Raw genomic sequence first — 14,063 nt, 5'->3', positions numbered from 1 at the left:
TGGGTTCGGGCGGCGACCTGGGAATGCGTCGCGTCACATGGAAGAGGGATGGTGGTAGGGGCTCAGGTGTGCGGTTCCGCCGTCGTGGAGCTCGGTGCCGATGTGTTACCTCCTCCCCTCTCGGCGCGATCGAGGAAGCGCGTGACGCCGGCGACGGCGGCATCCGAGTTGGCGCGGACCACCATCCCGGTGCGCAGGCCGTAGTCGATACTCCTGGACCAGTCCATGGTCGGTACCTCGCGCACCGCCCTCTTGCTGAAGTCGACCACGACCGGGTCGAGCTTTCCCACGATCGCCGCGATCTCCTTGGCGCGAGACAGCACGTCGTCAGGCCGTACCACCTCAGTCACCAGACCCCAGCGCAACGCCTTCTCCGCGTCGACACGATCCGCCGTGAGGACGAGGTATGCGGCATGTTTGGGCAGGATGCGGTGCAGTGTCGACGCGCCGGAGAGGGCGGGGAACGTGCCCAGCCCGATCTCGGGCATGCCGAACACGGCGGCGTCGGACGCCACGGCGATCTCGCAGTTGTTCACCAGGGTGAGTCCGCCGCCGAGAGCGGCACCGTTCACGGCGGCGACGAACACCGCGGGGTGCCGGAGGATGCGCTCCTGGATCTCGAACCACGGGTCGGCGCCCCAGGAGAAGAGACGTTCCTGCACCTGGTTCTTCGACAGCCCTCGGCGTTCGGACAGGTCGACGCCGGCACAGAACGACCGGTGGCCCGCGCCCGTCAGCACGACGGCGCGACAGTCCTCCCGCACAGCGTCGAGCGCGGCCGCGAGCTCCGTCTGAGCGGCCGCGTTCATCGCGTTGGCCTTCTCCGGCCGGTTCAGCGTGACGACCGCGTACCCGTCGAAGCGTTCGAGCAGGACGAGCTCGCCGTGGGCGCCGTCGCCGCGTCCGGTCACGGGGCATCACCGATTGTCAGCGGCCGGAACATCGGCAGCGTCAGATCCGCGGTAACCCGTTCGAACACGACCTCCACCGGCATGTCGCATGCAAGGTCCCGGCCGCGGATCTCGACCAGCCGCGTCATCATCATCGGACCCTCGTCGAGCCTGACGAACCCGACCTCGTAGGGAAGGCTCCCCTTGAGAGCGGTGAAGTAGGCGCGATGCATGACGACCCAGGACCAGAGGGAGCCACGGCCCGACACTGCAGTCCACTCGACCTTCACGGACAGGCAGGCCGCACAACGCGAGGTGGGCGGGAAGTGGTGGTGTCCGCATGCGGAGCACCGTTGCACGCGCAGCTCACCTTCGCGCGCGCCCTCGAAGAACGGCCGGTTCGACGCCGTGACCTCGGGAACCACGGGTGCGACCACGCTCACCTGTCCCTCCGGAAGATGTGGCTGGACACGATGGGCGAGAGGCAGACGTACTGCGCGACCTCGCAGTCCTTGACCTGACGGGCTCCGGCCTCTCCGCGGACCTGCCGTACCGCCTCCGCGTGCAGCGCCCAGCCCTGCATGTAGCTCTCGGCGGTGTGACCACCACCGGTGTTGACGGGCAGCGCACCGCCCAGCTCGATGCGGCCGTCGCGGACGTACTGCCATGCCTCACCGCGATCGGCGAAGCCCATGCCTTCCAGGGAGAACAGGATCGTCGGTGTGAAGTTGTCGTAGACCTGGAGCACGTCCACATCCACCCGCTCGATCCCCGCGGCCCGATAGAGACGCGTGGCTACATCGCTCGCAGCGTCGAAGAAGAAGTCCTGGCTCGTGTAGAAGTTCGTGAGGTCGCCGGCGGTGGCGGTCGCGCTCACGTACACCGGGGGCTTGCGCAGGTCCCTGGCACGCTCGGCCGTCGTGATGATCAGGGCGACACCACCGTCGTTGATGAGGCAGTAGTCGAACAGTCGCAGCGGCTCGGTGATCCAGCGCGCCGCCAGGTACTCGTCGTAGGTGATCGCCTTGCGCATCACGGCGTTCGGATTGAGCGCGCCGTTCCTGCGATTGTTGATCGCCAGCGGCGCGAGCGCGTCGTCGGGCGCTCCGTACAGGTACTGGTACCTGCGGTACATCATCGCCACGTAGGCGCCGGGTGACGTCATGCCGTGCATCGAGTCGTACACGGCGGTGTTGATGCTCCCGGTCAGGTCGACCACGCTGCCGCCGTACCGCGCACCGGCCGACCGCCCGTCGTTACCGTAGACGCACGCGACGACCTCGGCCTGTCCCGTCGCGATGGCCATGACGGCCGTCTGGAGCGCGAGACCCGACATACGGCCCGTGCCCTCGAAGACGTTGACGACCCGGGGATGCTTCAGGCCGAGCACGTCGGCCATGCGTGCATAGGACGGAATCCGAGCGCAGATCAGGCCGTCGATCTCATCGGCACGCAGGCCGCTGTCCTCCAGCGCGCGGGCGAACGCCTCGCCACCGTGGTCGTAAGGAGTCAGGTCGGGGTCCCTGGTGCGGTACATCGCACCGAAGTCCGTCTCACCGATCCCCACGATCGCGGTCCGGTCCCGCAAGAGACTCGTCGTCATCCGACAGGTCCTCTCGTTCGCCGGTCACCCCTAGAGGGCACCTTCCGGCAGACCTTCGTCAGACCGCGGCGGTCCGCTCTCCTCTCGACCGATGTCTCCATCCCGGACCAACCACGACGGGATGTGGCACACAGGGGCACACGCCTGCTGCTCGTGCGCTGGCAATAAAGTATCATCTCGGTGGAAATATGGTCAATGGTCCACATCGGTCCCCTTCCCCTGCCAGTCGGGCACCTCAGGCGCCCTGGAACACAGGAGTCCGCTTCTCCAGGAACGCACTCATGCCCTCGCGCTTGTCCGCGGTGGCGCAGGCGATCCCTGCGAGGACCGCCTCGAAGTCCAGCGCGGACTCCAGGTCCATGTTCATGCCCGCCTGCACGGCCTTCTTCATCCATGCCACGCTGAGTGGCCCGCGGGTGGCGATCTCCTCGACGAGCTCCCTGGCGGCGTCAAGCGCGCCTCCCGGAGGAACCACCCTGCTCACGATGCCGCGCCGTTGCGCCTCGGCTGCGTCGACGAAGCGTGCAGTGAAGAGCAGCTCCATCGAGTCGGAGCGTCCTGCCACACGCGGCAAGCGCTGAGTACCGCCGGCCCCGGCGACCGACCCGATCTTCGCGCTCGTGATCGAGAACAGCGCGTTCTCCGAGGCGATGCGAATGTCGGCCGCCAGAGCGACCTCGAGTCCACCCGTGATGCAGTGCCCGCCGATGGCGGCGACGACGGGTTGCGCGCTGCGCTCCATGGTGGTGCACAGGTCGCGGAAGCCACGGTTGAACCTGACGGCCTCGGTGCCGTTGACAATGGCGAGCGCCTCGTTGAGGTCCGCACCCGTCGAGAACGCGACGTCCGTGCCGGTCAGGATGATGCCCCTGACCCCGGTACGAACCTCCAGCTCCTTGACGGCCTCCTCGCACTCGCGCAACAGCTGCGAGCTGAACGAGTTGTGCTTCTCCGGCCGGTCGAGGCGGATGACTCCTGCCGATCCCTCGACCTCCACCGTGAGGAGCTCGTACGCCATGCGGGCCGCCTTCCGCCGATGCGCCCGGCCGCCACTCCGTCCGGGCGAGTGAACTCACACTCCCGAAGAGACCCGAGCCGTGTCACAATCCTCGTGATGAATTATCAGAGAGGATACACCGCGATGCAGGCCGGGTCACCACTTGCCGGACTGCGGGTCCTGGAGCTCACGGCCCGCGGCTGGTGCTCCGCCTCTCTCGCGGGCCGGGTCCTGGCCGACCTCGGGGCCAACGTCGTCACGGCCGGAGCCGCCGCCGTCCCGTCCGCCGCCGCTCCCGCACGGAGCCCCGCATGGCTGGCGTCCTCGGGGAAGCATCCGCACGCCTCAGACCTCACCCGCCCCGACGCACGGGACGTTCTTACCGGGCATCTGGTGGCGTCCGACGTCGTCGTGCTCGACCGTGAGTCTTATGCGGTCCTCGCCCGCGAGGGACTCGACGACGATGTGCTGGTGGCGCTCGCACCCCGCACCGTGTTCCTTTGCCTCACGCCGTTCGGGCTCACCGGCCCTCTGCAGGGACGGCCAGGCAGCGAGCTCACCGTCCAGGCAGCGGCCGCGATCATGGCCACCAACGGCTACACCGACGATCCGCCGGTGCGGGCGGGAGTCCCGGTCGCCGCGATGGGCGGTGCATTACTCGGCGTGGCCGGTGCGCTCGCCGCCCTCCACGAGCGGGAGGCGTCCGGGCTGGGCCAGTTCCTCGACCAGGCCGAGTACGACACGCTTATCGCTTTCCTCGGCACGTGGCTCCCCGCGTACGAGATGACCGGCGAGAACCCCTCACGCATCGGGAACAGGCACGCGCTCACGGCCCCGTGGAACTCGTACCGGTCACGGGACGGCTGGTTGATCGTCTGCACCGTCAACCAGGCGCAGTTCGAGGACTTCGCCAGGGCTATCGACATGCCCGAGCTCGTCGACGACCATCGCTACCTCGACTCCACTGCCCGCACCCGGAACGTCGAGTCACTCGACGCCGTGGTCGAGGAGTGGACCCGCAGCCGCACGACGGCCGAGGCCGTGGCCATCCTTTCCCGCGGAGGCGTGGTCTGCGGCCCGATCCCGGTGCTGCGCGACGTGCTGTCTGACGAGCATGCCCGGCATCGCGGGACAGTCGTCCCGACGCCGCACGGACCGGTCAGCGGACGGTTCCTGCGGTTCACGCCGACGCCGGGCACGACGGATACCGCAGGCCCCGCCACACGAACATCGGTGCACGGCGGCGACCTCGGCCCACTGCACGGAATCCGCGTCGTCGAGGTGTGTGCGTTCACCGCGGGGCCTCTGGTCGGGCGGCTGCTGGGGATGATGGGAGCCGAGGTGGTCAAGGTCGAGCCACCCGCGGGCGAGGCTACCCGGCACATGCCATGGCGGATGCCTGGCGGCTCCTACCTGTACCACATCAACAACACCGACAAGCTCTCCTGCACGCTCGACATGAACGAGGACCGCGACCAGCGGGAGCTGCGGGAGCTCACCGCCGACGCCGATGTCTTCCTCTCCAACCTCCTTCCGACAACGCTGGAGCGTAACGGCCTGGGCTCGGCGGAGCTGTGCGCGACAAGCCCCCGTCTGGTGTACGGCGCACTGACCGGGTTCGGCTCCGACGGGCCGTACGGCGGGCGGAAGGCGCTGGACACCGTCGTGCAGGCGCTCGCCGGGATCATGGACCTGACCGGCTTCCCCGAGCGCGAACCGCTGAAGGTCGCCGTGTCGATCGCCGACCTGCTCGGCGCGTGCAGCTGCCTTCTCGGCGTCCTTGTCGGGCTCCTGGCACGGGAGCGTACGGGTCGCGGAATGACGGTGGAGGCGTCACTCTACGACGCCTCGGTCTGGTCCACCCAGGAGGACTGGTGGCGGTCGGAGAGCACTGCGGTGCTCAGGATGGGCAACCGCCACGCGCAGCACTGCCCGCACGACTGCTTCCCCACTCGCGACGTACCCGTTGCGCTCTCCGTCGAGACCGAAGCCGAGTGGCTCGCCCTTGCCGGAGCCATGGGGCGATCCGACCTCGCGGCCGACCTCGCGCTGACGACGGCCGACGGACGGCTGCGGCAGCGCGACCGGATCGAGGAGGCGGTGTCCGCGTGGACGTCGACACAGGACGCTGACGCCGTCGTCACCGCCTGCCTGGTCGCGGGCGTGCCGGCCTGCGTCCCGGCCTCCCTGCCCGACGTGATCGAGGGGGCGCAGACCGCGGCGCGGGAGATGGTCGTCACCCTCGACGTCCCCGACCACGGTCCGATGCGGCTCATCGGCTCGCCCTTCAGGTTCTCGCGGACGCCCGTGCGTGTGCGCCGGACCGCACCTCGACTCGGAAGGGACAACGACGACCTGCTCCGGACGGCGACGACCACGCTCGGCGACCAGGGGGCACCCACGCACCGACCGGACAACAAGGAGTGAGGCCGACGTGAATGAGACAGCCACGCTTTCCGAGTACGTATCGAACGTGAGGATCGAAGACCTGCCGCGAAGTGTCGTCGACTTCACGAAGCTGCTGATCCTCGACAACCTCGGGTGCCAGATCGCCGGCGTCGAGATGCCATGGAGCCACAGGATCCTCGATGCCGTCGTACCGCTCAGCGCGGCCGGCCACTCCACCGTCGTCGGCAGGTCGGGCCGGCTGGCCCCCGACACCGCCGCGTTCCTCAACGGGACCTTCAGTCACAGCAACGAGTCCGACGACTCGAATTTCTGGAGCCCGAGTCATCCGGGTGCCGTCTCGATCCCGCCGGCAATCGCCATGGGCGAGCACGTCGGTGCGAGCGGGCAGACCCTGATCGAGGCCGTCGTCGCGGCGTACGAGTCACATCTGCGGATCGCGTACGCCGTACGGCCGTTCATGTTCGCACGCGGCCACCATCCGCCGCTCGCCGTGGGTCCGTTCGCGTCGGCCGCGGCGGCCGCGCGCATCATGGAGCTGAGCCCGGCCGAGACGCTGAACGCGATCTCCATCGCCGGCAGCTACTCCGGCGGGCAGATGGAGTACACGCAGACCGGCGGGTCGGTGAAGCGCCTGCACTGCGGTATCCCCGCTAGCGCCGGCATCCGCGCGACCTTGCTCGCGCAGGCCGGCGTCACCGGTCCCCCGACGATGCTCGAGGGTAAGCGCGGCTTCCTCACCGCGTTCGCCGGCGAGTATGACGTGAGCTGGCTCTGCAGGGAGCTTGGCGAGAAGTACCTCGTCAAGCAGACCGCGATCAAGCTCTTCAGCTGCTGCCACCTCATACAGCCCGTGCTCGAAGGCATCGCGATCCTGCAGAAGGAGCAGCGGTTCGACCCGGTGGACGTCGAGTGCGTCAGGGTCTTCAGCACCAATCCCGCCGCCGTCTCACACGTCGGCACGATCAAGGCGCCGACGGACGTGCTCGGCGCGCAGTTCAGCCTCGCCTTCTCGGTCGCGATGAACCTCCACGGCAGGCCGAACTCCTGGTGGGACTACAACGAGGTCGACCTCGCCGACCCCACACTCGTCGAGCTTGCGAACCGAGTGTCGACGGAGTTGGTCGACGGCGAGGAGATGCCATTCGTCACGATGAAGCACCTGCGGATCGAGTTCCGCGACGGCACCGTGCGCGAGCTGCCGGTGGGCCATCCCATCGGCGAGCCTGACGTCCTGGTCTCGAACGCGGAGGTGACCGACAAGTTCCGCCGACTCACCGGCCCCGTTGTCGGCGCCGACCGCGCAGAGACGATCATCGCGACGGTCGATTCGCTCGAGACGCTCGCAAACGTGCGCCAGCTGGGGGCGCTGCTCGCCTAGTGTCCTGCGTCGACGAAGCGGTAGACCGCGAGGGACGACGCGGCGACGTGGGGGACCACGCGTCCGCGCGCTCCCACCTCGGTCGCCCCTTCGGTGACGGTGCACATGAGGATCGGTCCCTCGTCCAGCCGCACGGCGGCGACGACGTAGGGCGGCGGCCACTCCTCCAGGTACTCCAGGTGCATGCGGGTCCAGGCGAGCACCTCGCCGGCACCTGTCACCGGCGCCAGCGCGAGATCGGTGGACAGACAGTTTCCGCACGCGACGGTGGGTGGGTGGACGAAGGCCGCGCACTCCTTGCAGCGCTGGACGACCACGCGTTCCTCGCCCAGCTCGTCCCACAGCGGCTCGTCGTCGACGCCGAACGACCAGAAGGCCGACACCGTCCCGGTCGCTTTCTCGGCCATGGCGGTCACACCCTCTCGTAGAGGTGCAGCGACGTGCGCCCCACGGCCGAGGACAGGTACACACCGCGCTGCGCCCCAGGCACCTGTGCGCCCGTGGCATCGCCGCGCACCTGGCGTACAGCGTCGACCTGGTGGTTCCAACCCTGCATGTACGCCTCCGCGAGGTGGCCACCGGAGGGGTTGACGGGGAACTCCGACGTCGCGGAAATCCCCTTGTCGCGGACGTAGCTCGCGGCCTCGCCGTACCCCACGATCCCCAGTCCCTCCAAGGCCAGCGGGATGTGGACGCTGAAGCTGTCGTAGACCTCGAGGAAGTCCACGTCGCCGACGCCGAACCCGTTGGCCTCGCGGAAACTCTCGGCCACCGCAGCCAGGTTCTCGTGGTAGAAGTCCATGCGCGACCTGAGCTGGGTCGCGTCCTTCAGGTCGTCCTGCCGACCAACGTAGCCGAGCCGCACCGGATGGGGTCCGCGCGGGATACCGGAGAAGATCATGGAGACCGCGCCGTCGTTCATCAGGCAGTAGTCGGGCCGGCGGAGCGGCTCGGCGATGTAGCGCAGTGCCATGTAATCGTCGACCGTGAGCGGATCCCGTTCGTGCGCCTGGACGTTCGGGGTCGCATTGTTATGCACGCCGCAGGAGAAGACTCCCCAGTCCTCCTCGGTCGTGCCGTACACCGCCATGTGCCGGCGCGCGACCATCGCGTAGAGGGCGCCTTGGGACGTGAGCCCCACCCGGTTGTGGTACGTGTACGGGAGCTGTCGGTCGCCGCCCGCCGCGGATCTCCCGCCGAACCGCATGCGCGAGCTGCGGGGACACAGCGCGAAGACGACGGCGACGTTCTTGCACTTGCCGGTCAGCACGGCCATCTGTGCCTGCTCGATGACCGTTGAGCAGTCCCCGACTCCCCCATAGTGGGTGAGGTTCCCGACGATCTCGGCGAACCGCTCGTACACCAGCTGGCCGCCAACGACGATGCCGTCGATCTCCGCCTTGGCCATCGCCGCGTCGGCAAGTGCCCGCTTCAGCGCCCGCGCCGCCAGTGCGTACGGGTTGAGCCGGGCACCCTGACGGGTCTCTCGCGCGTCCGCGGGATAGTCGGTGTTCCCGACACCAAGTACGAATATATTATCATCGGCCACTCGATGAGCGTAGCCCTCCGGCGCGCACGAGGCAACGGCGACTCACAAGGCGAGAGTGCTCAAGGACTAGGCCGGCATGGAGCGATACCTCCACATCGAGCTTCCCCACGGCAAGCGAGCGAGCAACTGCCCGACGTGCTTGTTGATCTTCGTCAGGCAGCCCGCGCCGCGTCGAGCCCTCGGTCCTGACGAAACTCAACCAACGGTGCATCCCTCGTCGGAGGAGCCGCTCTAGGCGCAACTCGCGCAACTGACGGTACGGACGTCAATGTGCACCGAGAGCCGTCAGGAGTCAGGCGGGGTCTGTCTGTGGCGCATTCGTGTGGCTTGGCCACGTCGCCTACCTCCATACACACCGACTGTTCATCTCCCGAGGTAGTGCCTCACAGCCCGGGTCGGCGTCAATATCCGATCGTAGTCAGACGAGCCTCGCACGGCCCTGTCTCCCCACAGTGCGCCATAGGTGCTGTCTATGAGTCGCTTGGTTATCTCTGCCTAGTGTGACTGGCGTTGCCGTGTCAGGCTCAGGCAACTGTCGCATACCGAACGGAGGCGATTCGCATGTCGTTTGGTGACGAAGGCGTCACATTTGGTGGTCCGGTCGACCTGGTGGGCACATCGGCTCCGCATGACGAGAATCGTACGTCGAACGATCTCGAGCGGATCGATCTCAACGATTTCATCAGGTTGACGGGAAGGGCTACGGCAGAAGTCCCGTTCTACCGCCATTACTTATGGGAGATCCTCGAGGATCGGTTGCCGCGTGGGCCGTTGGCCAGAGTCAGGTACCACATCTCCGAGGTTCTCTCCTCGACCTGGAGCGGCTGGCACGTTCACAACGGCCCCGCCTATCACGTGGTGTTGCAGGGAACCATGGGCATCGAGCGGCTGGGAGAAGAACCGCCGCGCCCGGATTCCCGCGCCGTGTACGAGTACAGGGATCTCGTCAGGGCCGGAGAGTGCGTCACCGAGCCGATCGGCCTACCGCATCGGGCCGGCAATCCCGATCCCGACCAGACATTGATCGTTCTCAGCCTCCTCGTTACCGAGAGCGACCGAGCTCACATCGTGCCAGTTGGAGAGCCGCCGGCGGACTACAAGCTCTGAGAGAGGCGGGAACCAGTGCGGTCAACGGTCGAACGTCACGAACTCACATCCGCGGGCCTGCGGATCTCTTACCTCGAGGAGGGCCATGGTGGCTCCGAGGTAGTTCTGCTGCTCCACGACGGCGGATTCGGTGGGTCAGCCGATACATCCTTTCGGGGGCTAATCCCGCTGCTGGTGGAGCAGGGGTATCGCGTCCTAGCGCCCGATCTCGTGGGCTTTGGCAGCAGCCAGAAGGCGGTGTTTCTTGACGAGGCACCGTTTGCGGTTCAGATACGCACGCTCTCCGATTTCGTGTCCCAACTGGATGCGGAACAAGCCCATGTGGTCGGAAACTCCTTCGGCGGCACAGTCGCTCTCCGTAACCTGTGTGCCGGTAATCCTCTCCACGCGAACACCGTGACCAGTATCGGTGGGACCGGTGGGCCATGGCGAGTCCCGGAGGGCATGCGTCCCCTGCTGGAGTACGACGGCTCCGAGGCTGCCATGGCCGCCTTAGTGGACGTGCTAGCCGTCGAACCACCCGACCCCGAGTATGTGGTCCGCCGTAATGAGGTGGCACGTCAGCCTGGTCACTACCAGGCGTTGGTCGCGCCGCGCGCCAACGCACCCCGGGCTCCTGAGGGCCCGCCGCGCGTCGACTCCTTCCTCGAGGATCTGGCCGGGAGCACCGTGCCGATCCTTCTCATCGCGGGTAAGAACGATCCAACCAACGAACCGGAGTGGTGGACGCACATCGAGGCCGTGACCTCCGACGTTCGGACAGTGGTTCTGGACTCCCGACACTCTCCCAACATCGACACTCCTGCCACGGTCGCGGCCGCCTTCGTCGAGTGGCAGAGATCCCTCGCTGCGAGGAACTCATGAGGAAGCCACGCCGATTCCTCTCGGCCATCGCATTACTGACGGCACTGAGCGTCACGAGCGGCTGCGGGGGTGCAGGCTCCATGAGTGAGACACTGGTGCTGGCTAGCTCAGCTAACACGAACATCACCATGGGTCGTGCGCTGCAGCACTTCGCCAAGCTGGTCGACGATAGCGGCGCAGGTCTGGAAGTCGAGACTCATCTCGACGGCAGCCTGTTCAGCGAGGCAACGGCGATCAATGCCGTCCAGAACAGCGAAGCGGACCTCGCAACCATTTCGGACGGCAACTATGGCGCCTTCGGCGATGGCATGTTCTTCATGAACCTGCCGTACGTCTTCAAGGACCGCGACACGTTCAAGTCCTTCATTCTGGACAGCGACGCTGTCGAAGATGTCCACAAGCAGGTGGAAGAGGAAACTGGTCTCGTCGTCGTTGCGCTGCTTGAGAACAGTGGATTCCGCTGGCTGGGACAGAACAAGCTTGTTCGCTCACCAAGCGACATGGGAGGCGTCAGGTATCGAACGGTCGACAGTCCCGTCGAGGTCGACCTGATCAAGGCATGGGGTGGAAGTCCTACTCCCATCGCTTGGGCCGAGACCTACAACGCCCTGTCTCAGGGCGTGGTCGATGGCGTGCACAGCCTGTACGACTGGAGTGAGACTGCGGGGCACTTCGAATCGGTCTCACACGTCACGGAGGTCAACGCCGTCATCGGCGTGCACCTGCTCTTGATGGATCGCAACCGTTTCGATGACCTAACCGACGGCCAGCAACGGGCGGTCCGCGACGCTGGTTCGGACACCGAAGCGTGGATCATCGAGCAGGACACTCAGGCCAACCAGAAGGCACGCCGGGAGGTCAGTGACCAGGGCGTCAAGATCTACCAACCCAACGCCAGTGAAGAGGCACAGTGGTTGAAACGGGGTCTTACGGTAAGGGAGAAGTACAAGGACCGTATCCCGCGTGGCCTCCTCGACGGAATCGAATCACTGTCATGACGACGCGAGCGCCGCGAAGTGCCAGCTCAGAGCCGAGCGGTCACATCGCCCAGATCAACAAGGCGGCCAAGCAGGCCGTACTGATCGTGGAGCGGGCCGCGGAGTGGCTTGTCGTTCTGGCGCTTGCGCTGCTGGTCGTGGTCGTCAACGCCGAAGTATTCTCACGCTTCGTTCTTGATCGAAGTCTCACCTGGAACCTCGAAGTGAGCCGCATCCTCTTCATCTGGATCGTGTTCCTCGGAGCATCCTTGGCAGTTCGAAAGAGCGCCTACAGCTCGATAGAGATCTTCTCCCGGCGTTTTCCTCAGTGGTGGAAGCGCCGCGCGGTCCCGACCGTGACGTTTGCCTTCGGTGTCGCCTTCGCAGTGCTCGGTCTGATGTACGTGGATCATGGCGGGTCGCAGGTGTACGTGCTGACCGGGATCCCGGTGATCGTCACGCATGTCGCACCGCTCGTTTTCGGTGTGCTGGTAGCGGTCTTCGCGGCCGCCAACGCGCTCGACGCTCCGGAAGTTCGGCCGGCAGCCGACGAGTCGTTGGCCAGCAAGGAAGTCATGATGGGATGACCATGCTCAGCATAGGGCTTCTGGCGGCGTTCCTTATTCTCCTGGCTCTCGGAGTACCTGTGGCATTCGCGATGGCGATCTCCGGCACGGCCGTGGTGGTAGCAGCCGGGTATCCACCCGATGTCGTCGTCCATCGCACCATCATCGGCATGGACGATTTTCTCCTGGTAGCGATACCCCTGTTCATTCTTGCTGCGGCAATCATGGAGAAGGGAGACATCTCGTCGCGGCTCATGACTCTGCTCACTGGCGTGATGGGACGGTTCAAGTCGGGCTTGCCGAACTCCATCGTCGTTGCGGAGATGTTCTTCTCTGGCATCTCTGGCTCCACTGTGGCGGACATCTCCGCAGTCTCCGCAATGACGGTCAAGCCGATGGAGCGTCGCGGGTTTCGCAGGTCCTTCACCCTCGCCGTGGTGTCCGCGTCCAGTGCGTTCGGAATCCTCATCCCTCCGTGCATCCTCATGGTCGTCATGGCCGCGATGGTCAATTCCTCGGTACTCGCGGTGTTCGTCGCAGGGCTCCTTCCGGCGCTTCTGCTGGGTGTCATGACGATGGCTATGGTGGTCTGGCGCACTCGCCGACAGGAAGTCGCGGCTCCGGTCACACAGGCGGTCCCAGCGCGGCAGATCGCTCGCGCCGCTGCGGACTGTGGCTGGGCACTTGGCCTACCGGTCCTCATCTTCGGCGGCGTAGTCTTGGGTGTCGCGACGGCCACAGAGATAGCAGCCGTGGCCGACCTGTATTCCTTGTTCGTCGCGGTCGTGATCTACCGTTCACTCTCCTTGGCGGCACTTCGTCGATGCCTGATCGAGACCGGAGTGGCGACTGGTGCGCTGGCGGTTCTGTTCGGGTTCGCCACGATCGTCTCGTTCCTTCTCGCACGGTTCGGAGTACCTGCAGAGGTGGCTACCCTCGCCGCAGGGCTCACTGAGTCCTCGACGATCATCATGCTCATCTTTGCGCTCGTGTTCGTCGTCATGGGATCTGTGCTGGAGGGCATGCCTGCAGTGTTGATCTTTGTGCCTGTGCTGTTCCCCGTGGCGAGCGAGTTCGGCGTACACCCGGTCCACTTTCAGATCGTCGTGGTCACTGCCATCGGTATCGGCTTGTTCCTTCCGCCCTCTGGCCTAGGATTGTTGATCGCCTCGCAGATCGGTCAGACTCCCGTACCAGCGGTGACCCGTGAGCTGGCACCGTTCTTGGCCGTGCTGCTGGTAGGACTAGCCATGCTTGCCGCGTTTCCTCTCATCTCCACTGTCGTCCCCTCGATACTGGGAGTTCGCTGAGACATGGCGACCACGCACGGAAGTCATGTCATGGTTAATGGCGCCGCGGGGACACTTGGGTCGGCGATCGTTGCGGCGATGATCGACGACGGACACAGGGTGACCGCCTTCGACCAGCAGCCCATCGACCTGGCGCCCGCGCATCGATCCCACGCCGCCGCGTTCACCGGTGACGTGCGCGACATCGACGCTGTACGCTCGACGATGTCGCAAGCGTGTAAAGAATTCGGAGCTCTCACAGCCCTGGTCATCTGTGCCGGTGTACAGGAGACCAGGAGCAATGATCGGAACCTGTGGATGTGCTTTGGGAGGGGCGTACCTTCCCGGAGGATGATCTGAAGCCCATGTAGTTCTGATCAGTGCCAGCGTTGGCGCGCTGGTTCGGGAAGGTACGCCCATGCTCAAGGTAGTCC

Annotated in this window: 14 protein-coding genes; 8 read left to right on the top strand and 6 right to left on the bottom strand. The window is 66.0% G+C overall.

The annotated features are described in order from the left end of the window. Positions 1-62: 62 nt before the first annotated feature. From GEV10_18790 to GEV10_18775, 4 genes are all read right to left on the bottom strand, one after another. Positions 63-911 (bottom strand): hypothetical protein, encoded by an 849-nt coding sequence (locus GEV10_18790; GenBank protein ID MQA80496.1) that lies wholly within the window; start codon positions 909-911, stop codon positions 63-65. Beyond that, positions 908-1,558: a hypothetical protein gene (locus tag GEV10_18785; GenBank protein MQA80495.1), complete on the bottom strand. Its 651-nt coding sequence runs from the start codon at positions 1,556-1,558 to the stop codon at positions 908-910. Before GEV10_18785 ends, GEV10_18790 begins: the two co-directional genes overlap by 4 nt. Continuing rightward, a complete protein-coding gene (locus GEV10_18780; GenBank protein ID MQA80494.1) occupies positions 1,330-2,493 on the bottom strand; it encodes a thiolase family protein in 1,164 nt (387 codons plus the stop codon). Before GEV10_18780 ends, GEV10_18785 begins: the two co-directional genes overlap by 229 nt. 235 nt (positions 2,494-2,728) lie before the next feature. Further along, complete coding sequence (locus tag GEV10_18775) at positions 2,729-3,511, bottom strand: hypothetical protein (protein ID MQA80493.1); 783 nt, start codon at positions 3,509-3,511, stop codon at positions 2,729-2,731. An 18-nt stretch (positions 3,512-3,529) separates the two neighbouring features. Here GEV10_18775 and GEV10_18770 point away from each other — a divergent pair, with 18 nt between their 5' ends. Further along, entirely contained in the window at positions 3,530-5,917 is a 2,388-nt protein-coding gene (locus GEV10_18770) for a hypothetical protein (GenBank protein MQA80492.1), read from the top strand. Next, positions 5,802-7,277 carry a hypothetical protein gene (locus tag GEV10_18765; GenBank protein ID MQA80491.1) on the top strand — a complete coding sequence of 492 codons (1,476 nt, stop codon included), beginning with the start codon at positions 5,802-5,804 and terminating at the stop codon, positions 7,275-7,277. The genes GEV10_18770 and GEV10_18765 overlap by 116 nt, the downstream gene beginning before the upstream one ends. Here GEV10_18765 and GEV10_18760 read toward each other — a convergent pair. Next, entirely contained in the window at positions 7,274-7,684 is a 411-nt protein-coding gene (locus GEV10_18760) for a hypothetical protein (protein ID MQA80490.1), read from the bottom strand. The genes GEV10_18765 and GEV10_18760 overlap by 4 nt on opposite strands. A 5-nt stretch (positions 7,685-7,689) precedes the next feature. Next, on the bottom strand, positions 7,690-8,826 hold the full coding sequence (locus tag GEV10_18755; GenBank protein ID MQA80489.1) for a thiolase family protein: 1,137 nt from the start codon (positions 8,824-8,826) through the stop codon (positions 7,690-7,692). A gap of 561 nt (positions 8,827-9,387) precedes the next feature. On the opposite strand from GEV10_18755, the gene GEV10_18750 reads away from it, so the two are divergent. The 6 genes from GEV10_18750 to GEV10_18725 are packed head-to-tail and all read left to right on the top strand — an operon-like array spanning position 9,388 to position 13,989. Next, positions 9,388-9,933, top strand: coding sequence for a hypothetical protein (locus GEV10_18750; protein MQA80488.1), 546 nt, complete (start codon positions 9,388-9,390; stop codon positions 9,931-9,933). A 15-nt stretch (positions 9,934-9,948) separates the two neighbouring features. Then, positions 9,949-10,797 carry an alpha/beta fold hydrolase gene (locus GEV10_18745; protein MQA80487.1) on the top strand — a complete coding sequence of 283 codons (849 nt, stop codon included), beginning with the start codon at positions 9,949-9,951 and terminating at the stop codon, positions 10,795-10,797. Next, positions 10,794-11,795 (top strand): hypothetical protein, encoded by a 1,002-nt coding sequence (locus GEV10_18740; GenBank protein MQA80486.1) that lies wholly within the window; start codon positions 10,794-10,796, stop codon positions 11,793-11,795. The genes GEV10_18745 and GEV10_18740 overlap by 4 nt, the downstream gene beginning before the upstream one ends. Further along, positions 11,792-12,361 (top strand): TRAP transporter small permease subunit, encoded by a 570-nt coding sequence (locus tag GEV10_18735; GenBank protein MQA80485.1) that lies wholly within the window; start codon positions 11,792-11,794, stop codon positions 12,359-12,361. Before GEV10_18740 ends, GEV10_18735 begins: the two co-directional genes overlap by 4 nt. Beyond that, positions 12,358-13,650 (top strand): TRAP transporter large permease subunit, encoded by a 1,293-nt coding sequence (locus tag GEV10_18730; protein ID MQA80484.1) that lies wholly within the window; start codon positions 12,358-12,360, stop codon positions 13,648-13,650. Before GEV10_18735 ends, GEV10_18730 begins: the two co-directional genes overlap by 4 nt. Positions 13,651-13,653: 3 nt before the next feature. Further along, a complete protein-coding gene (locus GEV10_18725) occupies positions 13,654-13,989 on the top strand; it encodes an SDR family NAD(P)-dependent oxidoreductase (GenBank protein MQA80483.1) in 336 nt (111 codons plus the stop codon). Positions 13,990-14,063 lie beyond the last annotated feature (74 nt).

The sequence above is a fragment of the Streptosporangiales bacterium genome, from assembly GCA_009379955.1.
Taxonomy (GTDB): Bacteria; Actinomycetota; Actinomycetes; order Streptosporangiales; family WHST01; genus WHST01.
The sequence above is the reverse complement of the archived record's forward strand: the minus strand, read 5'-3'. Positions and strand labels throughout refer to the sequence as shown.

Excerpts from the sequence above, each read along its gene's own strand:
- GEV10_18780 (MQA80494.1), bottom strand. The coding sequence starts at position 2,493 with ATGACGACGAGTCTCTTGCGGGACCGGACCGCGATCGTGGGGATCGGT.
- GEV10_18740 (MQA80486.1), top strand. The coding sequence starts at position 10,794 with ATGAGGAAGCCACGCCGATTCCTCTCGGCCATCGCATTACTGACGGCA.
- GEV10_18760 (MQA80490.1), bottom strand. The coding sequence starts at position 7,684 with ATGGCCGAGAAAGCGACCGGGACGGTGTCGGCCTTCTGGTCGTTCGGC.
- GEV10_18735 (MQA80485.1), top strand. The coding sequence starts at position 11,792 with ATGACGACGCGAGCGCCGCGAAGTGCCAGCTCAGAGCCGAGCGGTCAC.
- GEV10_18785 (MQA80495.1), bottom strand. The coding sequence starts at position 1,558 with ATGGCAGTACGTCCGCGACGGCCGCATCGAGCTGGGCGGTGCGCTGCC.
- GEV10_18725 (MQA80483.1), top strand. The coding sequence starts at position 13,654 with ATGGCGACCACGCACGGAAGTCATGTCATGGTTAATGGCGCCGCGGGG.
- GEV10_18770 (MQA80492.1), top strand. The coding sequence starts at position 3,530 with ATGCGCCCGGCCGCCACTCCGTCCGGGCGAGTGAACTCACACTCCCGA.
- GEV10_18775 (MQA80493.1), bottom strand. The coding sequence starts at position 3,511 with ATGGCGTACGAGCTCCTCACGGTGGAGGTCGAGGGATCGGCAGGAGTC.
- GEV10_18730 (MQA80484.1), top strand. The coding sequence starts at position 12,358 with ATGACCATGCTCAGCATAGGGCTTCTGGCGGCGTTCCTTATTCTCCTG.
- GEV10_18750 (MQA80488.1), top strand. The coding sequence starts at position 9,388 with ATGTCGTTTGGTGACGAAGGCGTCACATTTGGTGGTCCGGTCGACCTG.